Source organism: Lacimicrobium alkaliphilum, from assembly GCF_001466725.1.
Lineage (GTDB): Bacteria > Pseudomonadota > Gammaproteobacteria > Enterobacterales > Alteromonadaceae > Lacimicrobium > Lacimicrobium alkaliphilum_B.
Window position 1 is genome coordinate 3503182 of sequence record NZ_CP013650.1, and the last position, 23411, is coordinate 3526592.

At 50.1% G+C, this 23411-nt stretch carries 25 protein-coding genes; 10 read left to right on the forward strand and 15 right to left on the reverse strand.

Annotated elements, in window-relative coordinates; translation table 11 throughout:
- Positions 1 to 38 precede the first annotated feature (38 nt).
- A complete protein-coding gene (locus AT746_RS15840; protein WP_062482200.1) occupies positions 39 to 779 on the forward strand; it encodes a substrate-binding periplasmic protein in 741 nt (246 codons plus the stop codon).
- A gap of 57 nt (positions 780 to 836) precedes the next feature.
- On the opposite strand, the gene AT746_RS15845 is transcribed toward AT746_RS15840, so the two are convergent.
- From AT746_RS15845 to AT746_RS15860, 4 genes are all read right to left on the reverse strand, one after another.
- The gene (locus AT746_RS15845; protein WP_062482202.1) at positions 837 to 1316 is read right to left on the reverse strand and encodes an aminoacyl-tRNA deacylase; all 480 of its coding nucleotides are present in this window, start codon (positions 1314 to 1316) and stop codon (positions 837 to 839) included.
- Between the two features lie 98 nt (positions 1317 to 1414).
- The gene (locus AT746_RS15850; protein ID WP_062482204.1) at positions 1415 to 1732 is read right to left on the reverse strand and encodes a DUF2007 domain-containing protein; all 318 of its coding nucleotides are present in this window, start codon (positions 1730 to 1732) and stop codon (positions 1415 to 1417) included.
- A 432-nt stretch (positions 1733 to 2164) separates the two neighbouring features.
- On the reverse strand, positions 2165 to 3277 hold the full coding sequence (locus tag AT746_RS15855; protein WP_062482206.1) for a PilT/PilU family type 4a pilus ATPase: 1113 nt from the start codon (positions 3275 to 3277) through the stop codon (positions 2165 to 2167).
- Positions 3278 to 3286: 9 nt separating this feature from the next.
- A complete protein-coding gene (locus AT746_RS15860) occupies positions 3287 to 4324 on the reverse strand; it encodes a type IV pilus twitching motility protein PilT (protein WP_062484311.1) in 1038 nt (345 codons plus the stop codon).
- Positions 4325 to 4439: 115 nt separating this feature from the next.
- Here AT746_RS15860 and AT746_RS15865 point away from each other — a divergent pair, with 115 nt between their 5' ends.
- The 6 genes from AT746_RS15865 (at position 4440) to AT746_RS15890 (ending at position 8557) form a co-directional block, all read left to right on the forward strand.
- Positions 4440 to 5150: a YggS family pyridoxal phosphate-dependent enzyme gene (locus AT746_RS15865; RefSeq protein ID WP_062482209.1), complete on the forward strand. Its 711-nt coding sequence runs from the start codon at positions 4440 to 4442 to the stop codon at positions 5148 to 5150.
- Positions 5151 to 5171: 21 nt separating this feature from the next.
- On the forward strand, positions 5172 to 5990 hold the full coding sequence (gene proC, locus AT746_RS15870; protein WP_062482212.1) for a pyrroline-5-carboxylate reductase: 819 nt from the start codon (positions 5172 to 5174) through the stop codon (positions 5988 to 5990).
- A gap of 97 nt (positions 5991 to 6087) precedes the next feature.
- Entirely contained in the window at positions 6088 to 6633 is a 546-nt protein-coding gene (locus AT746_RS15875; RefSeq protein ID WP_062482214.1) for a YggT family protein, read from the forward strand.
- A gap of 61 nt (positions 6634 to 6694) precedes the next feature.
- Positions 6695 to 7120 carry a DUF4426 domain-containing protein gene (locus AT746_RS15880; protein ID WP_062482217.1) on the forward strand — a complete coding sequence of 142 codons (426 nt, stop codon included), beginning with the start codon at positions 6695 to 6697 and terminating at the stop codon, positions 7118 to 7120.
- Between the two features lie 313 nt (positions 7121 to 7433).
- Positions 7434 to 7910, forward strand: coding sequence for an Hsp20 family protein (locus AT746_RS15885; protein WP_062482220.1), 477 nt, complete (start codon positions 7434 to 7436; stop codon positions 7908 to 7910).
- A gap of 92 nt (positions 7911 to 8002) precedes the next feature.
- Positions 8003 to 8557: an Hsp20/alpha crystallin family protein gene (locus tag AT746_RS15890; RefSeq protein ID WP_062482224.1), complete on the forward strand. Its 555-nt coding sequence runs from the start codon at positions 8003 to 8005 to the stop codon at positions 8555 to 8557.
- 44 nt (positions 8558 to 8601) lie between these two features.
- Here AT746_RS15890 and AT746_RS15895 read toward each other — a convergent pair whose 3' ends face one another.
- The 3 genes from AT746_RS15895 to AT746_RS15905 form a co-directional block, all read right to left on the reverse strand.
- Positions 8602 to 10395, reverse strand: coding sequence for a tetratricopeptide repeat-containing sulfotransferase family protein (locus AT746_RS15895; protein ID WP_062482227.1), 1794 nt, complete (start codon positions 10393 to 10395; stop codon positions 8602 to 8604).
- Positions 10396 to 10409: 14 nt separating this feature from the next.
- Positions 10410 to 11183 carry a peroxide stress protein YaaA gene (gene yaaA / locus AT746_RS15900; RefSeq protein WP_062482230.1) on the reverse strand — a complete coding sequence of 258 codons (774 nt, stop codon included), beginning with the start codon at positions 11181 to 11183 and terminating at the stop codon, positions 10410 to 10412.
- 419 nt (positions 11184 to 11602) lie between these two features.
- The gene (locus tag AT746_RS15905; protein WP_062482234.1) at positions 11603 to 12124 is read right to left on the reverse strand and encodes an O-acetyl-ADP-ribose deacetylase; all 522 of its coding nucleotides are present in this window, start codon (positions 12122 to 12124) and stop codon (positions 11603 to 11605) included.
- A gap of 171 nt (positions 12125 to 12295) precedes the next feature.
- Between AT746_RS15905 and tal the strand changes: the two genes are divergently transcribed.
- Entirely contained in the window at positions 12296 to 13249 is a 954-nt protein-coding gene (gene tal / locus AT746_RS15910) for a transaldolase (RefSeq protein ID WP_062482237.1), read from the forward strand.
- A 24-nt stretch (positions 13250 to 13273) separates the two neighbouring features.
- Complete coding sequence (gene pgi, locus AT746_RS15915; protein ID WP_062482240.1) at positions 13274 to 14920, forward strand: glucose-6-phosphate isomerase; 1647 nt, start codon at positions 13274 to 13276, stop codon at positions 14918 to 14920.
- 49 nt (positions 14921 to 14969) lie between these two features.
- Here pgi and AT746_RS15920 read toward each other — a convergent pair whose 3' ends face one another.
- The 6 genes from AT746_RS15920 to AT746_RS15945 form a co-directional block, all read right to left on the reverse strand.
- Positions 14970 to 15641: a hypothetical protein gene (locus tag AT746_RS15920; RefSeq protein WP_062482245.1), complete on the reverse strand. Its 672-nt coding sequence runs from the start codon at positions 15639 to 15641 to the stop codon at positions 14970 to 14972.
- A 234-nt stretch (positions 15642 to 15875) separates the two neighbouring features.
- On the reverse strand, positions 15876 to 17186 hold the full coding sequence (locus AT746_RS15925) for a hypothetical protein (protein WP_062482248.1): 1311 nt from the start codon (positions 17184 to 17186) through the stop codon (positions 15876 to 15878).
- Positions 17187 to 17281: 95 nt separating this feature from the next.
- Positions 17282 to 18118 carry a peptidylprolyl isomerase gene (locus tag AT746_RS15930; protein WP_082633307.1) on the reverse strand — a complete coding sequence of 279 codons (837 nt, stop codon included), beginning with the start codon at positions 18116 to 18118 and terminating at the stop codon, positions 17282 to 17284.
- Positions 18119 to 18441: 323 nt separating this feature from the next.
- Positions 18442 to 18921 carry an NYN domain-containing protein gene (locus AT746_RS15935; RefSeq protein ID WP_062482251.1) on the reverse strand — a complete coding sequence of 160 codons (480 nt, stop codon included), beginning with the start codon at positions 18919 to 18921 and terminating at the stop codon, positions 18442 to 18444.
- Positions 18921 to 19334 carry a GNAT family N-acetyltransferase gene (locus tag AT746_RS15940; protein ID WP_062482254.1) on the reverse strand — a complete coding sequence of 138 codons (414 nt, stop codon included), beginning with the start codon at positions 19332 to 19334 and terminating at the stop codon, positions 18921 to 18923. Before AT746_RS15940 ends, AT746_RS15935 begins: the two co-directional genes overlap by 1 nt.
- Positions 19335 to 19398: 64 nt before the next feature.
- Positions 19399 to 20784: an ATP-binding protein gene (locus AT746_RS15945; RefSeq protein ID WP_062482257.1), complete on the reverse strand. Its 1386-nt coding sequence runs from the start codon at positions 20782 to 20784 to the stop codon at positions 19399 to 19401.
- Positions 20785 to 21136: 352 nt separating this feature from the next.
- Between AT746_RS15945 and AT746_RS19695 the strand changes: the two genes are divergently transcribed.
- Positions 21137 to 21313 (forward strand): DUF3545 family protein, encoded by a 177-nt coding sequence (locus AT746_RS19695; protein WP_082633308.1) that lies wholly within the window; start codon positions 21137 to 21139, stop codon positions 21311 to 21313.
- 157 nt (positions 21314 to 21470) lie between these two features.
- On the opposite strand, the gene ung is transcribed toward AT746_RS19695, so the two are convergent.
- Positions 21471 to 22130: a uracil-DNA glycosylase gene (ung, locus tag AT746_RS15950; RefSeq protein ID WP_062482259.1), complete on the reverse strand. Its 660-nt coding sequence runs from the start codon at positions 22128 to 22130 to the stop codon at positions 21471 to 21473.
- The gene (thrC, locus tag AT746_RS15955; RefSeq protein WP_062482263.1) at positions 22130 to 23410 is read right to left on the reverse strand and encodes a threonine synthase; all 1281 of its coding nucleotides are present in this window, start codon (positions 23408 to 23410) and stop codon (positions 22130 to 22132) included. The genes ung and thrC overlap by 1 nt, the downstream gene beginning before the upstream one ends.
- Position 23411 lies beyond the last annotated feature (1 nt).

A 23411-nucleotide genomic window follows, 5' to 3' on the forward strand; every position in this document is an offset into this window, starting at 1 on the left:
GCCCTATCGTCCATTGAATCACACCACTGCCTGACTGTATGCGATGTCCTCTGCTACTGATCGCTCTGCTGTTTTTCTCACCTGCCGAAAGTCATGGGACCCTCAGGTTTGCGGTGTATGAGCCCGGCTTCCCGCCTTTTATCTACATCGAGGAAAAACAGCATAAAATCACAGGTATCGTGCCAAAACTGTTGACCAGTTTTACACAGCAGCAGAGCCTGTCGATTGAGTATGTGATGGATAACCGCAAAGGTGGAGAACAGCGGCTGTATGATGGCAATGTCGATGCCATGCTGATAAGCCCGGAGTGGGCGAAACACCCCGACCAGCTGCTGTTCACTCAGGCCATCCTGCCCTATGATGACTACTTGTTCCAACGCGATACACAAGAGGCTCCAGAGAATACCTCGGTAACGGGTAAATCTGTTTGTACCCGCGAATACTATGTATATCCGGTTCTTGAAAAAGCGTTTGAAACAAAAACGATGCTGAGACTGGACGCCAGCAGCCAGCAGGCCCAGCTGAGAATGCTGGAAAAATCCCGTTGTGATTTCGCCTACATCAATGAGCTGGTAGCTTACTGGCTGGTCGAAAGGCATTTCCCTGGATTGCGTATCACGCCGGTTTCCGACTATAAAGCGAGTACCTCACTGAAAATCGCCTTACACCCTCGCTGGCACACACACTTACCGGCCCTGAATGCTTTTATTCAGGCACAAAGAGAAAGTGGCGAACTGGACAAGATAGTGGCGCAATTTGTCATCAGCAAGCAAAAATAAAAGGATATCCGCTACTAGGGGATACCCTTTTATACCAACCCGCATAGATAATTGATATTAATGAAATACCGGCCTGCTGATACTGGCATGCACGGCGTGGCGCATCATACGGGAGAAATCCCGCTGGGATAAATGCACCAGAGAGCGGTGATCGCCCCCTTCAAAATAAATATCGGGTAAATCCATCAGACCGTGATCCACTATGGCATCCAGATTATAAGCCTGGGCCAGAGGCGGAATGGCTCCATTTTCACAATCTTCAAAATAACGGTATAGCTGCTGTTCCTTCATCAGCCTGAAGCGACGATTAAGAATATCGTTGATACCCGCCAGATCGACTTTACTGTCGGCGGGTAATACCGCCATCATACGATGGCCGTTGTCATCTTCCAGAATGACGGCCTTTGCGACCTTATTTGAAGGTACATGAGCCGCAATAGCGCTTCCCAGTGAGCTGTGTGAGTGGTCGTGGAACAAGGTCTGATAACGGACTTTTTGCTTATCAAGGTAGGATACAACGCGTTGTGAAAGACTCATGGTCGGGCTCTCCCCAAAGTGGCCAGCAGGACTAATAAGTATAGTCAGTTTTCTGACCGGGGGATAAATTCATAACAACAATTTACCCCCTCGCACCTTCAGTCATGTTGAGGAGCCTGAGCACCGCAACTCCAGCAAATTCCGAAACTGCCAGCGTTTGTCTCACCACATTTTTTGCAGCACCAGTCCCGGCCCTGCTGCGGATCTGACTTTACACCCTCAATCACCTGCTCTGCCTTGGTCTGCCAGTCGTTATCGATAATCCATACCTCTGGCCAGCAATCAAAGGGTGACAGATCCCCTGCCCCGCCGATGGCGAATTCATTCTTGATAAAACAGGGGATGCCGTTACTCTCCAGCATGTCTTTTATCTGCTGGACCAGAAACCGATCCTCATTGCTGTAGACTTTTATCACTGCAATCCTCCATAAAATATATTCACCACAGAGGCACGGAGAACACAGAGAAGAGATTAAGGGTTTTAGTCCCGGAGTCTCTGCAACCAGTACCCTCTTTCCTGTGGTTCTCGGTAAAAAGCCTTCAACCATGAGAAGCACTAAACTCACGAACAAATAACTATCTCTCGCAGAGGCGCAAAGAACGCAGAGGGAAAAGAGTTCAGGGGGTCAAGCCTCTGCGATCTCAGTGCCTCTGCGAGATGAAATGTACCGCTGCAATTCACCACAAAGACGCCGAGTTGTAGGGTCGAATTTATTCGACCAGCAGAGGCGGATTGACGCCGTTAGTCCAATAAATTGAGCCCTGCAAGGCGCTCTGTGTCTCCGCGTTAAAATCGCTTTTCATGCTCCGGCTGATAACTGAAAACTGATGACTGATAACTTTCTCAGTCAGTCCATATCAATAGAGACATTCGACAAGGATCCCAGCTCCGGACCATCTCCCTTGTCGAGTTTAATCATCAGACGCAAATCATTTGGCGAGTCTGCATGGTGCAGTGCCTGATCCATGGTAATACGGCCTGCTTTAAAGAGCTCGTAAAGGGCCATATCGAAGGTCTGCATACCGGCTTCTTTACCTTTTTGCATGGCCTCTTTCAGACTGCCTATTTCATTGCGCTGGATCAGATCCCGGATCAACGGCGAATTAAGCAGGATCTCAATCGCCGCAACCCTGCCCTTGCCATCGGCCGTAGGCACCAGTTGCTGAGCAACAATGGCACGGATATTCAGACTTAAATCAAAACGCAGTTTGTCATGCTGATCTTTGGGTGCCAGGTGCATAATCCGCTCAATGGCCTGATTGGCATTGTTGGCGTGCAGGGTGGCCACACACAGATGGCCGGTGTCGGCAAAAGACATGGCATATTCCATGGTTTCCATGGAACGGATCTCACCGATCAGAATCACATCCGGTGCCTGGCGCAGTGAGCTTTTCAGAGCATCGTCGAAAGACTGAGTATCGATGCCCACTTCCCGCTGAGTGACCACGCAGTTTTCATGTTCATGGACAAATTCAATGGGATCTTCGATGGTCAGAATATGGCCTTTGGAATTGCGGTTGCGATGGCCGATTAAGGCTGCCAGCGAGGTGGATTTACCTGTACCGGTCCCCCCCACAAACAGGACCAGGCCGCGCTTGGACATAATAATATCTTTCAGCACCGGCGGTAGCCCCAGCGAATCCACCTGCGGGATCTGTGTAACGATACGCCGCACCACCATACCGGCCAGATCCCGCTGCCAGAATGCGCTGCAACGAAAGCGACCGATTCCTTCTTCCGCCACCGCAAAGTTGCACTCTTTGGTCTGCTCGAACTCCTGTTTCTGTTTGTCAGACATCAGGCTGTGCACCAGCGCCAGAGAGTCCTCAGCGCTGAGGGGGTTTTCATCCAGGTGGGTGATTTCACCGTTGATTTTGGCACTGACCGGGAAACCGACAGTGACAAAAATATCTGAGGCGTCGCTCTCCACCATTTGCTGCAAATAGGGTTGCATGTACATATCGCTACCTCAGAACTTGGGTTGCTTGTCGATTGATTTAGACGCTGCATCCTGGGCGCTTATTTGCCCCATGGCCACAAGGCGTTGCAGGCACTGATCCATGGTTTGCATACCATGAGACTGACCGGTCTGGATCACGGAATACATCTGCGGCACCTTATCTTCACGGATCAGGTTACGTATAGCGGGAATCCCCAGCATAATTTCATGGGCGGCGATGCGCCCACCACCGTTTTTCTTCAACAGGGTCTGAGAAATAACCGCCCGTAATGACTCTGAAAGCATGGAGCGAACCATGGCTTTTTCTTCCGCCGGAAAGACATCGATAATCCGGTCAATGGTTTTGGGCGCCGAGTTGGTATGCAGTGTACCGAATACCAGATGGCCGGTTTCCGCCGCTGAGATGGCCAGACGAATGGTTTCCAGATCCCGCAGCTCGCCCACCAGAATCACATCGGGATCTTCCCGCAGCGCTGAACGCAGGGCGTTATTAAAGCTGTGGGTATCACGATGCACTTCCCGCTGGTTAAGAATGCTGAGTTTATTCTCATGCACAAATTCAATGGGGTCTTCTATAGTCAGAATATGCTCGCGTTTGTTGGTATTGATATGGTCGATCATGGCCGCCAGTGTCGTACTTTTACCGGAACCGGTGGCGCCGGTTACCAGCACGATCCCCGTGGGCTGCTTGATGATCTCCTTGAAGATCTGTGGTGCCCCTAAATCGTCCAGCGTCAGCACCTCACTGGGGATAGTCCTCAGCACGGCCGCCGCACCCCGGTTTTGCATAAAGGCGTTAACACGAAAGCGGGACAGGCCTTTGACTTCAAAAGAGAAATCCGTTTCCAGATTTTCTTCGTACTCTTTGCGCTGTTTGTCATTCATGATTTCATAAACCAGCGCATGCACCTGCTTATGATCCATTTCCGGTACATTCAGGCGGCGTATTTCACCATCGACCCGGATAATCGGTGGCAAACCAGCAGAAAGGTGTAAGTCAGAAGCGTTGTTCTTGACACTAAAGGCTAAAAGTTCGGTAATATCCACAGCCGACTCCATCTGATATTAAAAGAATAAATCCAGATGTATCACAGTTTTACCTGAAGTACGGTATGTTTTGACATAACCACGGGCATATCAGGGATCACTATCCGGACAGATAATGAAAACCATAGCAGAACGACTAAAAAGCGCATCAGATTCCATTCGTCAACTTTGCCAATCGGTTAATCTTCCGCCAGAGCGGGTAAAGTTGTTGGCCGTGAGCAAAACCAAACCAGTGCAGGATATCCGGGATGCCTATGCCGCTGGCCAGCGTCTGTTCGGTGAAAACTACGTGCAGGAGGGAGTGGAAAAAATACAGGCTCTTGCGGATCTTGACGAGATTGAATGGCATTTTATCGGGCCGTTGCAATCCAACAAAACCCGTATCGTAGCAGAGCATTTTGACTGGATGCAGTCACTGGATCGGCTCAAAATTGCCAGGCGTCTGAATGATCAGCGCCCGCAAGACATGCCGCCGCTGAATGTGCTGATTCAGGTCAATATCAGCCATGACCAGCGTAAATCGGGCCTGGAAAACGAAGCGGAGCTGTTTGCGCTGGCCGAACAAATCAATGCGTTGGAACATCTGAACCTGCGCGGACTGATGGCCATTCCGGCAGCAGGGCTTGATGATGCCCAGCAACTGGCGGTATTTATGCGTATGCGCCGATTATTCGACGGGTTACAGGCACGTTACCCACAGGCTGATACGCTGTCGATGGGCATGTCTGGTGATATGCACAATGCCATCAAAGCCGGTTCAACTATGGTAAGATTGGGCACTGCAATATTCGGTGCCCGCACAACAGCGGCGCAGAAAAATTTATAGAAACGAGGGTATTAGTCTCTTATGCAACACAGAAAAGTGGCCTTTATCGGTGCCGGCAATATGAGCCGCAGTATTATCAGCGGTATGGTCAAAAGCGGCTATCCGGCACAGCTCATCACGGCGAGTAATCCTTCACGCCCCAAACTCGATGCACTGCAGCAAGATCAGGGCATCAATATTACTCAGGACAACCTTGAAGCGGTGAATGCCGCAGAGGTGATTGTACTGGCGGTTAAACCTCAGTTGATGGAAGAAGTGTGCAGACATCTGCAACAAGCCAATCTGAACGGCAAACTGTTCGTGTCCATCGCTGCCGGAATTGAATCAGCCCGCCTGCAACAAATGCTGGGTGGTGACTACCCATTGGTACGCACTATGCCGAACACCCCAAGTGCTCTGGGGTTGGGTATGACAGGATTGTATGCCGATGCTCAGGTGACAGAGGCTGATCGTGAATTTGCCGGTGAACTGCTCAAACAAGTAGGCGAAATTGCCTGGGTCGACAGCGAAGAGATGATCAATGGTGTGACTGCCGCCGCCGGCAGCAGCCCGGCCTACTTCTTCTTGTTTCTGGAAGCGATGCAGGATGAAGCCAAAAAAATGGGCTTTGACAATGCAACATCACGGTTGCTGGTTCAGCAAGCCATGCTGGGTGCCGCACAGATGGTTTGCAACAATCCGGAGCTGGAAATCAGTGAATTGCGCGCCCAGGTAACCTCTAAAGCAGGCACAACAGCGGCGGCGCTGAATCACTTTGAGGAAAACGGTATTCGTGAACTGGTCAGCGGTGCCATGCGCTCAGCAGTGAAACGGGCCGGAGAAATGGCAAAAACCTTCTAGGCTCTTATTGACGATAGTCTCAGAATAGCAGTTATCTGCATTAATCATCATGCGGTGCCCGTTGCACCGCGGTTTCGGACCAAGGAGTCCTGCTTTTATGAATTCGATACATTTTCTGGTCAGCGTATTATTTAATCTGTATCTGATGGTGGTATTGCTCAGGCTCTGGCTGCAGCTGGTGCGGGCCGATTTTTATAACCCCTTCAGCCAGTTTGTGGTTAAAGCCACCCAGCCCATAGTCGCGCCGTTACGTCGGATCTTACCTTCTCTGGGCAGCCTGGATACCGCCACGCTGGTATTAGCGATACTGGTGGCCATGGCTAAAGTGGTGGTGTTAACCCTGATGCTCGGAGGCGGTGGTTTTAACCCCTTAAGTGTGTTCACCACATCCCTGCTGATTGTTGTCAAAGAGAGCCTTTCATTGATGTTCTGGGTATTGATCCTGCGAGCTATCTTAAGCTGGATCAGTCAGGGACGTAATCCCATGGAACTGGTGCTGCATCAGCTTACCGAACCCTTTCTGGCACCGATCAGACGTATTATTCCGCCCATTGGCGGATTGGACCTGTCTGTATTAGTGGCCATCATTGCCCTGCAGTTTGTACAGATATTGCTGCAGGACCTGCTGGGATACTATTTCTGATCCCAGTATTGAAATAGCTATACTCAGGTAACGCTATAATTTGGATTGATTGGAGCGCACAATGAAAAACTGGCTATATCCTGTGATCTTTTGCGGCTTGTTGCTGTCTTTTGCCGGCAATGCGGAACAAAAGAAAACCCTGGGGAACTGGGATGTGCATTATATGGTGCTTACCAGTACCTTTCTGACCCCTGATGTCGCGCGCAGCTATGGCATTCAACGCAGTAAGTACAATGCGGTCGTTAATGTGTCGGTGCTGGACAAGAACACCACAAAGGCACAAAACCTGCTGGTCAGTGGCAAGGCCACCAATCTGATTGGTACCAGCAAAAAGCTGGAATTTAAGGAAGTGATTGAGGGCGAGTCCATTTACTATATTGCCACTCTGAGCTTTCGCGACCAGGAACAATACCGCTTTGAAATTGACCTGAACCAGGGCACAGAGCGCCAGACCCTGAAGTTCAGCCAGAAGCTTTATAGCGAATAATCCTGCAACCCCCCAAAAGCCATGTTAACCACAGAGGCACGGAGAGCACTGAGTGTTTAAGGATGTCAATCCCCCCCTCTGTGTCCTCCGTGCCTCTGTGGTTATATTGCCCTTTCACAGCTAAATAAATGGTGTTTATTTTCGGCTGATTTTTTAGCAAAAAACATTCTAAAAAGTCCGTTTACTCTCTCTTGAAAGGCCTGTTGTAAACACTATTTACTGAGTTGAGAGGGTTATGTCTGAATCAGAGTAACCCTCAGATTACCGGTCATACCGGTTGTTTATTTTCATATTGCTTCGAGGAGGATATGTTATGAACTCAATTGATTTTACTCCACTTTATCGCAGTACTATTGGCTTTGATCGTCTGCCTTCGTTGCTGGATAAGGCGCTTCGCACTGAAGCAACTACCAGTAATTATCCGCCCTACGACATCGAAATGGTATCTGAGAACAAGTATGCCATTTCCCTGGCCGTTGCCGGTTTTAATCGTGAGGAACTGGATATTCAGGTAGAAAAAGGTGTACTGACCGTACGCGGCAACAAAGCAGAGGAGAAAGACAGTAACAAAGAATATCTCTATCAGGGTATTGCTACCCGTTCCTTCGAACGCAAGTTTAACCTTGCGGATCATGTAGAGGTAACAGGTGCCGATCTCAATAACGGTCTGCTCACCATCCAACTGGTGAAAGAGCTCCCGGAAGAGATGAAACCACGCACTATTGCCATAAACGCCGACAACAGCCAGCAGCTGGAGCATAAGAAAGGCGACAACCAGAAGGCTGCCTGACACGGCTTAGTTGGGGTGGCGGCAGGCCGTCACCCCAGACTCATCGAACTTAAGGTTGTTTCCATTAACATGGTTATACGGGAGGAATCTTTATGAAACTGGATAAACTGAACCCCTGGAACTGGTTTAAACATGAGGAACTCCAGGGGAGAGATACGCAAATACCGGTCAGGCGCAGTGGCAATAATGAGGTGACCGGTATGACTGAACACCCGGTACACCCGATGGCACAATTGCATCAGGAAATCGACAGACTGTTTGAGTCCGCTTTCCGTGGCGTTGGAGTACCGGGCCTTGCAGGCAACAATCTGTCATCATTCAGACCGAGTCTTGATGTCTCAGGCGATGGCAGGGCATATTTGATCAGCCTGGAAACACCGGGGATGGCGGAATCGGATCTGGACATTGAGGTGAGCGGCGATATTCTGCGTATCAGTGGCCACAAGAAGGAAGAGAAGGAAGACAAAGATCGCCACTATTACCGGATTGAGCGCAACTACGGCAGCTTTGCCCGCACTCTTTCATTACCTGATGATGCCAATGCAGATGAAATTCAGGCTAACCTCAAAGATGGAATTTTAAAGCTGACCATTCCCAGACGAGAGGGGCAGCACGGCGAATCGAGAAAGATAGCGATTGAGAAATAATTGTCGACAGGGCAGGCCTCAGGCCTGCCCCAACGTATCCCGGCTCAGCCAAATAATTTTCTCAGCCAGCCTTTTTTGTTTTGCGGAATATTCTCTGCGGTTTTCTTCTGCTCAGATTTTAACGCCATCAGTGGTGCCAGATCCGACTCCAGCCCGGCATAAGGTGTCAACGCGTCTTTATAGATGCCTTTTCTGACCTGCTGCAAACTGGAGGTGGTAACACTGCGCTCGGTACTCTCAAGATCCAGCATCGCGTTGTGCCATTTCAGCCCAAGGCGTCTGAGCACCGGTAACAGGGTTTGCTCAGGCTCTTGCACCAGCTGTTCGTAGCTGATATTAATAATTCGCCCCGCAAGCTGTTGCTCCCAGAATGCCATCAGTGACTGATAGGCCTGATAATACTCAGCCAGTGTCGTCAAATCATTGCCATAATGATGAAACGGACTCAGGTTCTGCTCGAATATAGACAAGCAGGTGGCGACAGGATCGCGCTGGCAATGAATAAAGGTGGCATCGGGCAACGCATGAGCCAGCCAGCCCAGATGCATAAAGTTGTGGGGCATTTTATCGGTAATATAGCTGGCATCACTGCTGTACCCGGTAATCCCTGCCACATAGTCTTCACTGAAGCGCTGCATCTTGCTGGTACCTAGCTCCCCGTCCAGATAATGTAACCTTAACTGATGAGGGTGCATCTGCCGTGGTACCTGAGGATTCAGTTCCGCCAACAGGCTTTCTGCCAGGGTCGACTCGCCGGCCGCAAAAACATCGGGGTGATTGCCCAGAATGGACTCGATCAATGTGGTGCCGGAGCGCGGCATACCCAGAATAAATACGGGCTTGCGACTGGGTTGTTGGGCGGTAAATTCCGCGTAATCACCATAACGCTCGCGGATGCGCTTAAAGCACTCAAGCTCAGTGCTAATCTCCGGCTTGTGGCCACCAGCCTGAATCTGATTGGCCTGCTTAAGCAATGCCAGCCAGCGGGTTTTATCACGCTTTTTATAATGACTGGCCAGAATAAAGTAAAAGGTGGCTTTAACCTGGTTCTGACATTGATTGAGCCTGGGATCCTGTTCCAGCGATGCCAGTTGCTGGTCTGAGAGCTGCGGCTGCATCACCGCAGCGAGCAATTGCTCCTGCGGATTACCATTGGCGAAGCGATTGACGATATCCAGCTCTTTGTCACGATCACCTAGAAAGCGGTAGATATCATGCAGCCGCTGTAATTGCGGCTGACTGAAATGAAACTGTCCCTGCGCTTTCGCCAGCGTGGCCCTGGCCTGCTTTGGCCTGTTGGCCGCCACATCAATGGCCGCCTGCTCAACCAGTTTCTGGGCCTCATCGGCTATCTGATCGGCGACCACCATGGCTTGCTTAAAACGGCTGGCACTTTTGAGAGTGTCGATTTGGCGCACCAGCATGGCATCATCGTTAATACCGCCCTCAATAGCCTTGTGATAATGCTGTGCCGCCCGAATAAACAAGCCCAGCTCAAAATAACAGGTACCAAGATTTCGATGCCATTCCGGGTTGTCACCCTGTTTCAGCGCCTGTTGGAAGTAGCTTGCCGCTTTGCTGTGCTGATTCTGGAACAAATAACAACTGCCAAGATTATTCAGACAGTTGGCGTCATCAGGCTCTAGCTCCAGGGCTGTTTCGAAACACGCCTGAGCACGGGCGAACTCGCCGCGCTGAAACAGGCAGATACCCAGCATTTTATGCAACAGAGGATGTTGCGGGTTAGATTTGAGCTGTTCACTGGCGCCGGCCTCGACTTCAGCCAAACGCCCCTGGGAAAATAACTGCTTAAGCTGCTCCAGCGCCTGTTCGTCCATTGTGTTTCCTGTTGTTATTGTTCGTCACGAATAAAGACCGGGCTTTGTGCACTGGACTGCTCTTCGGCATAGCGATAACCAGCTGTATCAAAGCCCTGCAGATCTTTCACTTCAGTGATCTGATGCTGAATAATATAGCGGGCCATCATACCGCGGGCTTTCTTGGCATAAAAACTGATCACTTTATACTGACCGTTTTTCTGATCTTTAAATACAGGGGTCACAATCACACCATCCAGCTTTGCCGGACGTACGGATTTGAAATATTCATTAGAAGCAAGATTAACCAGTACATTGTCACCCTGAGCCTGTAATGACTGATTCAGTTTCTCGGTGATTTTGTCGCCCCAGAACTGATACAGATCCTTTCCTCTGGCGTTGTCCAGCTTCGTGCCCATTTCCAGCCGATAGGGCTGCATCAGATCAAGTGGCTTGAGCAATCCATATAGCCCGGAGAGAATGCGCAGGTGCTTCTGTGCATAGTCCAGCTGTTTTTCTGACAGACTCTGGGCCTCCAGTCCGGCATACACATCACCGTTAAAGGCCAACAGCGCCTGTTTGGCATTTTTTGCGGAAAAGGGGCGGCTCCAGCTGTGGTAGCGCTCCACATTCAGATGTGCCAGCTTGTCACTGATTTTCATCAGGCTGCCCACCTGCTGCGGTGACAGACCACGGCAGACCTGAATCAGCTCTGCCGCATCATCCAGCATCTCTGGCTGGCTGTGAGATTTAACCGGGGCAGGGGTGTCATAATCGAGATTCTTCGCCGGTGACAGAACAATCAGCATAGTCAAATGGCCTCAGTATCAAAAGCCGCCACTATAGCCAGTTGCAGGCCAGGGCTCAAATCAATTTAGCCGATTGAGGAGATAGTAAAAATATCGAATGAGGTGAGCGGCGATATTTACCGCGAATACGCCACGAACTCTGGCTACACCGTTGTTATCCCCGGTTTTTGATATCGGACATCCAACAGCCTCTGAGAAAAACAAAAATAACCACATAGCCACAGAGAACACGGAGGTATTAACAGTTTAATCCCCTTTACCTCTGTGTCTCTGTGGTGAATATGCTGTTTTCGTGTGGTTCGTGGCAAAAAAGCCTTCAACCGCGAAACTATAATTCCTCTCGCAGAGCCGCTGAGTCGCAGGGATTTTATAGCGTCAACTCTATTCCTCTGCTTCTTTGCGCCTTTGCGAGATCAAATTCAATGCAGTTTCTGGCTGTCCAGTGCCTGCATCAGTGCCTGGTGCACCGGCTTGTCAAAGGCGCAGAAAATCACTTTGCGAATAGACGAATCTTTGCTCAGAAATTGACTGGTAGCGTTTATTGCAATCTCACAGGCCTGTTGAACCGGATAGCCGTATACGCCACAGCTGATGGCGGGAAAGGCAACGGATTTAAGCCCCTGCTCTGCCGCCAGCTTTAATGATTCACGATAGCAACTGGCCAGCAGGTCCGCCTCGCCCTGATCACCACCGTGCCAGATTGGGCCAACGGTATGAATCACATAAGCCGCAGGCAGGTCAAAACCCGGGGTGATTTTTGCCTGCCCGGTTTCGCAGCCGTTAAGGGTACGACAATACTCCAGCAGTTTGGGTCCGGCGGCTCTGTGAATAGCACCATCCACGCCACCGCCGCCGAGCAGACTATTCTTGGCCGCGTTAACAATGGCATCCACTTTCAGTTCTGTAATATCACCCTGTAACAGGGTTATTTTGCCCGACATACGGCCCCCTTTTTGCGTTAAACTATTTGATCATAACAGTACCTGTATCATAACAGCCCCTGAGCCTTACCTTTAAAAGCAAAAATAACAATATCAAAAGCCGGGTTCGGAATAGAGATCGAGACAGTTTTGTAGTAAATTTACACCATTAATCAGGAGAAAATACCAACTATGGCCAACCAACTGGATTCTTTAAAGAAAATAACCACAGTTGTGGCGGATACAGGCGATATTGAGGCAATCAAAAAATATCAGCCAGTGGATGCCACCACTAACCCTTCCCTGTTGTTAAAAGCCGCCGAATTGCCCCAGTACCAGTCACTGATTGAATCTTCCGTGACCTGGGCCAAGCAGCAATCCGGTGATCCAGAGCAGCAGATTATTGATGCCGGCGACATGCTCTCGGTCAGTATCGGCAAGGAAATTGTGCAGATCGTGCCGGGGCGTATTTCCACTGAAGTAGATGCCCGCCTGTCCTTCGATACTCAGGCCACTATGGATAAGGCCCGTAAATTGATCGACCTGTACAGTCAGGCCGGTGTTGGAAAAGACCGTATTCTGATTAAAATTGCCTCCACCTGGGAGGGCATTCGTGCCGCCGAACAGCTGGAGAAAGAAGGCATCAATTGTAATCTGACCCTGCTGTTCAGTTTTGCTCAGGCCAGAGCCTGTGCCGAAGCAGGTGTGTATCTGATTTCGCCCTTTGTGGGCCGCATTCTGGACTGGTACAAAGCCAATACAGACAAAAAAGAATACGCCCCGGCTGAAGATCCCGGTGTGCAGTCGGTAACCGAAATCTATCGCTATTACAAAGACCATGGCTACAACACTGTAGTGATGGGTGCCAGTTTCCGCAATATAGGTGAGATCACAGAACTGGCCGGTTGTGATCGTCTGACCATCAGCCCGGATTTGCTCGGCCAGTTAGAACAGTCCGACGCACCCTTACCGGTAAAACTTCAGGATAAGGGCAAAGTCAAAGAGCCCGGCGAGCGGCTGACTGAAAACCAGTTCCGCTGGATGATGAATGAAGATGCCATGGCCACTGAGAAACTGGCCCACGGCATTCGCAACTTCGCCGCCGACCAGGTGAAACTGGAAACTAAACTGAAAGGCTTTTTTTAAAAGCACTAAAACCAAAGAGACATTATGAACAGCCTGACCCAATCTCCCAGCTGGAAAACACTCCAATCCCTGGCCGCCGAAATCAGCGGCCAGCATATGCGTAACTGGTTTGAACAGGATCCGAAACGGGCCGATAAATTCAGTATCGATGCCTGTGGTATCAGCCTGGATTACTCAAAAAACCTGATCAATCAGCAGGTGATGGAAGGGCTGTTAGCGCTGGCAGACCAGCAACAGGTTGCAACCAAACGTGATGCCATGTTCGCCGGTGAAATCATCAACCACACCGAAGAACGCGCGGTACTGCATACCGCATTGCGTAACTTTTCCGGTAAGCCGGTGATGGTGGAAGGTGTGAATGTGATGCCTGAAGTGCTGGCCACTCAGGATAAAATGCGTGACTTTGTAGAGCGAATTCACGCAGGCGTACACAAAGGCTATACCGGCAAGGCACTGACAGAGATCGTCTGTATCGGTATCGGCGGTTCTTTCCTTGGCCCCAAAATCATGTCGGAAGCCCTTAAACCTTACTGGCATCAGGGCGTGAATGTACATTTTGTGGCCAATGTCGACGGCTGCCATATTCATGATGTGCTTGCAAAGCTCAATCATGAACAAACCCTGGTGGTGATGTCATCCAAATCCTTTACCACTCAGGAAACCCTGCAAAATACTCTCACTGCTAAGGACTGGTTCCTTAAAGCCGGGGGCACACAGCAGGATATCGCCAGCCATTTTATCTGCGTGTCATCCAATATTAAGGCCGCCACTGAATTTGGTATCGCCGAAGAGAATATCTTCCCGATGTGGGACTGGGTTGGCGGGCGCTATTCGCTGTGGTCGGCCATTGGCCTGCCCATCGCCCTGCGCTTAGGTTATGAAAACTATCGGGCACTGCTTGAGGGTGCCTATGAAATGGACTGCCATTTCCAACAGGCACCTGCAGAGCAAAATCTGCCGATAATTATGGCTCTGCTCGGCGTCTGGTATACCAACTTTTTTGGCGCTCAGAGCCATGTATTACTGCCCTACTACCATTATCTGCGCGGCTTTCCTGCCTATGTGCAACAGCTGGATATGGAAAGTAACGGTAAATGTATCGCCGGTGATAAAGAGCAGATTGATTACGCCACCGGCCCTGTGATCTGGGGTAGTGAAGGCACTAATGGCCAGCACAGCTTCCACCAGTTGATTCATCAGGGCAAGGTACTGATCCCGGCTGATTTTATGCTGCCGCTGCGGGTACCGAATCAGGATGACACCCACCACGCCATGCTCGCCTCAAACTGTTTTGGCCAGACTCAGGCGCTGATGCAGGGTAAAACCTTCGAAGAAGCCTATGCCGATCTGGACGGACAGGGCCTCAGCGATGACAAACGCCAGTCTCTGGCCCATCATAAAACCATGCCTGGCAACAAACCCAGCAATACCCTGCTGTTTGAACAGCTGGATCCGAAAACCCTGGGTGCACTGGTAGCCCTTTATGAACACAAAGTCTTTGTACAGGGCGCTATCTGGGGCGTAAATTCCTTCGACCAGTGGGGTGTAGAGCTGGGCAAGGTACTGGGTAATCAGGTGCTGGATAAGATTCAGAACACCACAGAGCCACTGGACTCAGACGCCTCCACCAATGCACTGATTCAACGCTTCAGGCAGGCTCTGGAGAAGTAACCAAGAGATTCACAGAACAAGGGCACTAATCAGTGCCCTTTTTTGTGTATTAGTCAGGATGGTAATCGATATGGTATCCGGCTTTTCTTACAAAGGGACGTAACTGAGGCGACTCAGTGCCAGGTTCGCTCCCCGGCAGAACGATCCAGCCATCACTGGAGATATTCTCAGGGCGGCGCATGGCGTAAATCGTCCCCTGTTCAGATAATTTTCTCAGGGTCTCAGCCGTCAATGAGAGGGTATAGCGGGAATAAAAGCTGCGCTGCATGGCGGCATCGGCTTTAAAGTGACGCCAGGGGGAAACCTGCTGATTGTGATAAATATTACCCACCCGCAACAGAAGTTGTTCTCCATCGACTTCTATTACCCGCAAGCTGGTAAAGGGATACTTCAAATCTGTATCTGTTTTAAGCTCCCGCATATCGGCAAAGTAGAAATCATCCACCTTTGGCTGCGCCAGCATACGCTGCACCCGTTGTTCATCGCTGGCCTGCACTTGCCAGTACCAGAAACCGGCTAACAACAACAGCAGTAACCCCAGATTTTTACTCAGCCAATGCAGCAACCAGGGCACTAAAAATGCCCCCCGATACTGCCACGGCTGGCGCAATGCAAAATGCCAGTCACAGTCCCGGCAACGCCCTTCAGCGCTGAGTGACAGCGCAATTATTGGCAACTCAATCAGCCCAAGCATCACAAAAGGCGCGGTGCCCTTCGCCATCAATGAAGATCTATTACATTCAGGGCAATGGCGCGATGTGTACCAACAGATATTATGCTCTTGTTTGTGTATCAAAGGCACAACGATACTCCTTATGCGTTGTTCATCCCTTTTAGCAGGGCATGCTGCGTGTAGTGCTCTACGAATGTTTCTTGCATCAGAATCAGAAAACAGAAGCCCAGATAGTGCGGCTTCCGCGCAATCAGAAACAGGTTACTGATAACTTTATATAAATCATCTCCGGGGCTCGAAGGGATTTCTGATCTTTAATAATGTTTCTTTATAAGGAGAATTAGCTGCAAAGTCCTCTGCCTTGTCTGGGTTGTTCATCGTCAATCCACGATATACCGCTTTGGATGCTTCCAGCCTTTTTGCCTCATCCTGAATCTGCGCTATCTGACTAATAGCAAAGTCAGGATGCTGAAATACACTACGCCCGATCATAGTCTTCAGGGCGCTGTCTCTGTCACTGATATCAGACTTATCCAGCCAGTTAATACCAGCCTCAGGGTCATTAAAAGCAAAAGCTTCCATAACCTCGTTAATACGCTGCTGATAATCCGCAAGGGTAGTTTGATGAATGTACCAGTCCGCAGCCTCAGCCCTATCCGTCTGATTACCCCTCATCCAGTTCAGCATGACAGTTTGCTGCAGCCGCTCACTGTTTAAGGTACTCGCGGTCAACCAGTGACTTGCACTATGCGGATCCTCCCGTGTCCATTCTGCGAGAATATGCCGTGTGACTTCCTTGCGGTCCTGTAAACGAGCTACATCAATAAGCTCGATATATTCATGACCTTCACTCAGGTTACTGGTAATACCGTGTACGGCTCTTCCTATTTCATTGCGGGACAATGTGAGACTATCGAGCTTGTCCATAGCATCATATCGGTCCTGCGTTGCCAGCCCTTTGAACAAGCTGGAAACCAATCTTCCTCCATAACGGGAATAAGCCTCTTTATTCTTAACAAACCAGTCATAAGCTGACTGTGAGTCCTGTTCTGACCAATCAGACATAATTTCGACAGCGGGAGAGAGCCTAAACAGAGGGTTCTCGACATTTCGGTGCAGATAAGCCATCGCCTCCTGCGGATTGAATTTGCTGTACCGCACTAGTAACATCTCCAGTAAGGCCCGATTTTCACGCGTACCTGCCAGCGGTTCAAATCTCAGCAATGCCTCCAGCAACTGCGTTTCATTCAATTGGCTGATGGCATTGAAAGCTTCACCTAGCTGCCCGTAGTTCGCCTGCTCACCATCTTCAGAAGCAAGAACCTGCTGCAATCGATCAACCAGAGCCTGAACATTAAGATTATCGGCAGACGATTCGCCTTTTAATGTCAGCTGTTCGTTGTCAACCGACAAGATATCGAAAGCAACAACGCTGTCGTTCGCGGATTGTGCAGCAGGAGACCCGGCAAAATGTAACTCAGCGCCAGACTCAGCAGGGGATATGTTGTGACGATCAGGAAAGGGAAAAACTACACCCGCAGTATAAGCAGCAACCAGACTGACAGCCCAGAGAACAAGAGTACGTTTATTCACAACCAAAGACTCCGTTTCGGTATTTTAAACTACTATGACATGAGCTCCAGGCAGGTTCAAATTAGCTCACAAAGATGCCTGCACCGCGCAAATATCTAATGTCTGGCTAACCTGACTCTCGCCGGGTAATAGCAGATATCCAGTTTGCCGTTGCCTTTGTATTTAAAAAACGGGTTGTCCATGCTGCGGCCCTGATCCAGACGGGTTTGCATGGCCTCTGAATCTGTGTGCTGAACCTGCAGTTTTAGCCGCTCTGTTTCGGGGAGTTGACTGGCCAGCTGTGCCGTTAGAATTTTGCCCCGCTGTTCAGGGTTTTCAATCACACCGGAGTTCACCATGGCATCACCTCTTGGCAGTGCCTGAATATATTCCATACCATAAAGCACCCGGCCAAAAACACTCATGTTGCGATCCAGATGGCGCGGCGCCTGGCCAATTACTATGTAGAAATCTGTGGTGGCGCTGTCGGCCTCAATCGAGCGGGCCATGGCCACCGTGCCGGGGCAATGTATCAACCATTGCTGAGAGGTTTTTGGATCACGACCAGCAGCAAAGCCATTAATATAGCCTGTCTGCGGCGCAAAAAAATCCGGCTCCTGCAACAGCTGAAATCCGGAATCTGCAGAGGCTGAACGGGTAAACTCTGCCTTTAGCGGTGCTTTAAATTCAGAGGCCTTATTGCCGGCCATATCCCCGCCCTGGGCCACAAAACCCTCGATGACACGATAGAAATCCAGACCATCATAAAAGCCTTCATCCACCAGTTGCTTAAACTGCTTAACATGCTCGGGCGCCATAAAGGGAGCCAGCTCTATTACCACAGTGCCGGATTCAAGTTGCAGATAAACCAGATTCTCCGGCTCAGGGGTGCGCCATTCACTGGCCTGCGCCAGAGCAGAGAATAAAGAGTAAAGTAACAGGGCGTATTTCATATTGTTGGTCTTTATTGTTATTGACGGGCCATCATACAAAGGGCCTTGGATAAAAACCAGATAAGCACACAACAAACAAAAGGCACTGGATTCCGGCTAACTACATGCCGGAATGACCGTCTGTCATGCCCGAGCGTTGTTATCGGGCATCCAGTGATCTTGGAAGATGCGAAATTAACCACGGAGGCACAAAGAACACAGAGGTAAAATGGTTCAATGTCCTTTATTTCTCCGTGGTCTGTTTTTTTCCCAGAGGCGCAGGAATACCAACAACCTGCTTAGTTCTCCCTCTGCGACTTTGCGCCTCTGCGAGATCATGCTTTTCAGAGCAGCAACTCACCCTCAACAGGAATAAACTGAGTGGCGGCATTGATCAGTGCTGCAGCGGTCAGTTTGGGTACGCCATACACCTCAACCCTGCAGCCATATTTTTGCTGAATTCGCTCCGCTAGTATGGCAAAGTCACCATCGCCGGAGGCCAGCACCACCGTATCCACCTGGTCGGCATAATCCATGGCATCAAGAGTTATCCCCACATCCCAGTCACCTTTGGCGGAGCCGTCGGCGCGCTGGATAAAAGGTTTCAGGCGCAGCTCAAAACCAATGGCGCGCAGGATATTCTGGAACTGGCGCTGTTTTTGATCGCCCCTGTCAATGGCATAGGCAAAGGCCTTTACCACCTTCCGCCCTGCAGTGGCCTGAGCCCAGAACTGGTTGTAATCAAAGTTACGGGAACAGGCATCCCGGGTGGTGTAATACAGATTCTGTACATCGGCCAGAATCAGTACTTTTTCTTCAGCCATCAGAGTTCCTTAATCATAAAATGCTTAGCGCCGGTCAGAGGGTAATGTTGTTGAGTCCATTGCACCTTATAGCCAAGCTTTTCATAAAAGGGCTTAGCCTGAATATCGAGGGTGTCGAGCAGGCAGAACTTGCAGCCGCGGGCTTTGGCTTTACTTTCGATCGCTTTCAGGAGCTGACTGCCTAAGCGCTTGCCCCTCTGGCTTTCATCCACCCACAGGGTTTTAAGCTGCAGCCAGTTACCAAACGATTCACCAGCGGCACCGGCAATAATTTTATTCTGCTCATCACGTATAACCGCAGCAATACTCTGTCGCTGATTCAGCTCCCGGTGAGCGCGGTTAAAATCAACAATCTGTTGATGTAAAAAGTCTGTCAGTTCAGCAGAGGGAGAATCTTCGATTTCTATTTTCATCTTCAGGACTGGATAAAAGCGAGTGGCACAAGCCTAAGGCCTTAAGATAACAGGATGCAAGCAACTATTTATCCAGATGGCAGGGCAGGGTTAAGGTAAAAGTAGTGCCTTGTTGCGGCTGTGACTTGGCATCCAGCGAACCCTTCAGCTTGGCCGTGGCCAGATTGTAACTGATAGACAGACCCAGACCTGAGCCACCTTTACCACGGCGGGTAGTAAAAAAGGGCTGGAAAATATTTTTCAGTATCCCGGCAGACATGCCACTGCCATTGTCCTTAAAGGCAATCACTGCATGCTCATTATTCTGGTGCTGCTGGCGCTGTACTTCGATCAACAGTTCATTTTTGTCATTGTTTTCACTAAAAGCATGCAGGCAGGCGTTATTAGTCAGATTGGTGAGAATCTGGGCCAGGGCACCGGGATAGCTGTACATTGAGATCTTATCCTCAGCGCGCAACCAGTAATTTACCTGATTTTTTTTCAGCATTGGCAATAAGCTCGACATTACCACCTGAATATACTCACCCAACTCAAATCGGGTCAGCGCCAGGCTGTGCTGATCCACTGCGGTTTTCTTAAAGTTCTGCACCAGCTCTGCCGCTCTGTCCAGATTAAGCGTTACCAAGTCCAGGCTTTGATCCATGCTGTCCATATGCTGATCAAGCGCGCTGCGGGTGAGCCGGTTATCGCCTATTTTTGCCCTTAACTGGGTCAGCAAATGCTGACAATGACTGGCGCCGGTCACAGCGATACCTAAAGGCGTATTCACTTCATGGGCAACTCCGGATACCAGACTGCCGAGTGACGCCATTTTTTCATTTTCGATTAGCTGCTTCTGGGCCTGTTTCAGGGAGTCCAGAGTCTGTTCAAGGCTTGAGGTGCGCTCCTGTACCAGTTTTTCCAGTGAGGCATTGGTTTCTTCAAGTTGTCTGGCATAGTCGTTGCGTTCTTTGGCACTGATGGCCCGCCCTACTAAATCGGCCATGGCCGCAGCAAAGCTCTGTTCGTCCTGGCTCCAGATTTTCTCACCGCCTATATGCTCACAACAGACAATGCCCACCATTTTACCGCGGTGGCGTATGGGAACATCCAGCATGGCTCCTATCCCCATAGGCTTTAAGTACACATCAGCAAAGGCTTTTGTAGCAGGATCAGTCAGCGCATCGCAGGCGGCGATTGTACGCTCCGTATCCAGCGCCTTAAAATACTGCGGGAATTTCTTGCGGGTGAGAACGATATTTTCGTCGCGGGTCTGATGGAACAGATCAATGACCAGATTACAGCGAATACCTCCGGCCTGTTTATCCAGCATCCACACACCGGCCCGCTGGATCTGCAGGCCACGCAGCAGTGAGTTGATAATCAGCTCCTCTGCCTGCTGCATGTCACCCAAATCAATAAGCCTGGATTTTGATACTTCCAGTAACAGATTTTCCAGTTCTGTCTGCATCCCCTTGCCACTTCTGTTGTCAGTTCCGACTGGTTATAAGCCAGCCAACATTTTAATCCTAATGCATAGCGAACACTTTGGTAAGGATTTTGCTGTAATTACTACGGCTACATCCCCAAAAGGGTTCGGCAAAGGAGCAAATAATCCCGGATAAAGTGCTCAAACAGAAATAAAGAGTCAATGTCATAAAAGCTTCAAATTTTGTTAATAAAAAGTAAAGAAAGCTGTTCTACTTTAACTTTGCTTATGGTATATCTTGACTGTCGACATGGTGAATCCCGCACACAGAACAGTGCAAACAAGGGACAGCCTGTTGATGCTCGATGCGCTAAAACAACGAAGGAGATCTCACGTGGATCAGTCAGATTTGATGTCTATGCTCGACTTAGAGTCCCGTCCCGTTAAGAACAAAAGCAAAAAACGCAAATGGAGAGAGATCGAAGCCATACAGGATCAATACCGGCTTCGCAAAGAACTGGCAGATATGGACGTACTGCTGGATTATGAATTAAGCGAACTCGATGCCTGACCTTTAACAACGCCCTGCCATGCAGGGCGTTGTTGTTTGTGGTTATAGCCACCAGTCGATAACCGTTTTGTAGCCCGTGATGCAGCGCAGATGAATCCTGGGGATACCCGCAATCCGCTGCGCTCCTTGCAGGCTATGCTGCTGTGGTGACCCGCTTTTAGTCTAAGCGCCAGTCGATAGCAGCCTTACCCTGCTGTTGGAGATAGGTATTGGCCTGGGAAAAGTGCCCACAACCAAGAAAACCTCTGTGCGCAGATAAGGGAGAGGGATGGGGCGCACTGAGCACAAGATGCCGTTGACGGTCCACTATACTGCCCTTTTTTTGTGCATGGCTGCCCCATAAAAGGAATACCACGCCCTGTGTATGGCGGTTAATCTGTTCAATCACCTTATCGGTAAAGGTTTCCCAGCCAATTTTGGCATGAGAGTGGGCCTGCCCCTGCTCTACTGTCAGTACCGTGTTGAGTAGCAACACGCCCTGCTCCGCCCAATGTTGCAGGCAACCATGTTGGGGAACAGTAAATTCAGCAATGTCCCGGGCCAGTTCTTTGTAGATATTGACCAGCGACGGCGGCGGCTTGATACCGGGCTGCACCGAAAAGCACAGGCCATGGGCCTGATTCGGGCCATGGTAAGGGTCCTGGCCGAGAATGACCACTTTAAGATCGGCTAAGGCCGTGTATTTAAAGGCATTAAATACATCCTCACGGGGCGGATAAATGGTTTTACCCGCCTCACGCTCGGCCTGCACAAAACTTAAAATCTTCTGAAAATAGGGCTGCTGCTTTTCTTCACCCAGTAATACCTGCCAGTCCATCAGCCCAAAACCAGTTTATACAGATGCTGTTTCAGCAACTCGTAGTCACAGGCCAGGGTTTCAGACAAGCCTTCTTTACTGGCACATTCTGCCAGTTCAGGCGGCAGGCTGATGGGCTGGCCGAGCACATTTTCCACCGTATCGCGGAATTTGGCCGGATGAGCCGTACCCAGGAAGATGCCGGTCTGACCTGGCTCAAGTACTCTTTCCAGTGCTTTATAAGCCACACCGGCATGGGGTTCACTGACATAACCCAATGTCGCCAGCTGGCGCATAGCCAGTTGAGTATATTGCTCGTCCACAGTATCGGCACTGAGAATGGCCTTATCCAGATAACCAAATTCAAACAACGCCTCGATGCGGGGCCAGTTATTTGGCTGGCTCACATCCATGGCATTAGACAATGTCGCCACCGTCGGATTCGGCGCCCATTCACCGTTTTTAAGATAGCGCGGTACCGTATCGTTAAGATTGGTAGAAGCCACAAAGCGCTCAACCGGCAGGCCCAGTACTTTAGCGAACATGCCCGCAGTCAGATTACCGAAATTACCACTGGGCACAGAGAACACCAGATTAGAACGATCTTCAAGCTGGGCCACGGCTTCGAAGTAATAACAAATCTGCGCCATCAGGCGGCTGATATTAATCGAATTGGCCGAGTTTAAATGCAGTGCCTTGCGTGCCTCATCATCATTAAAGGTGCTCTTAACCAGTTGCTGACACTGATCGAAATCACCCTCAATAGCGACAGTGTGAATATTACCGCCTAAGGTGGTAAACAGCTTTTCCTGCAAGGTACTAATCTTGCCTTCAGGATAGAGGATCACCACCTGAATATTGTCCAGCCCGTGAAAGGCGTGAGCCACAGCGGCACCGGTATCACCTGAAGTCGCGGTCAGTATGGTGATTTTCTCACCCTTAGCCACCTGTGCCAGGCACTGGGCCATAAAGCGTGCACCAAAATCCTTAAACGCCAGTGTCGGGCCGTGGAACAACTCCAGGCAGTACACATTGTCATCGACCTTGGCCAGCGGTGCGGGGAAATTAAACGCCTCGGCGACCATTTCCCCCAGCCTGTCCAGCGGGATTTCGTCGCCAATCAGCCGGTGCAGGATCTGCGTGCTGCGCTCGGCCAGCGGCATTGCCAGTAAATCGTCAATATCGTCAAAGACCGGCAATTGAGCGGGGAAAAACAAGCCCTGATTCTGGCCCAGGCCTTGTTTAACGGCCTGGCTGAAACTGACCTTCTCATCAGGTTGCTTTAAATTGAAAAGTTGCAAA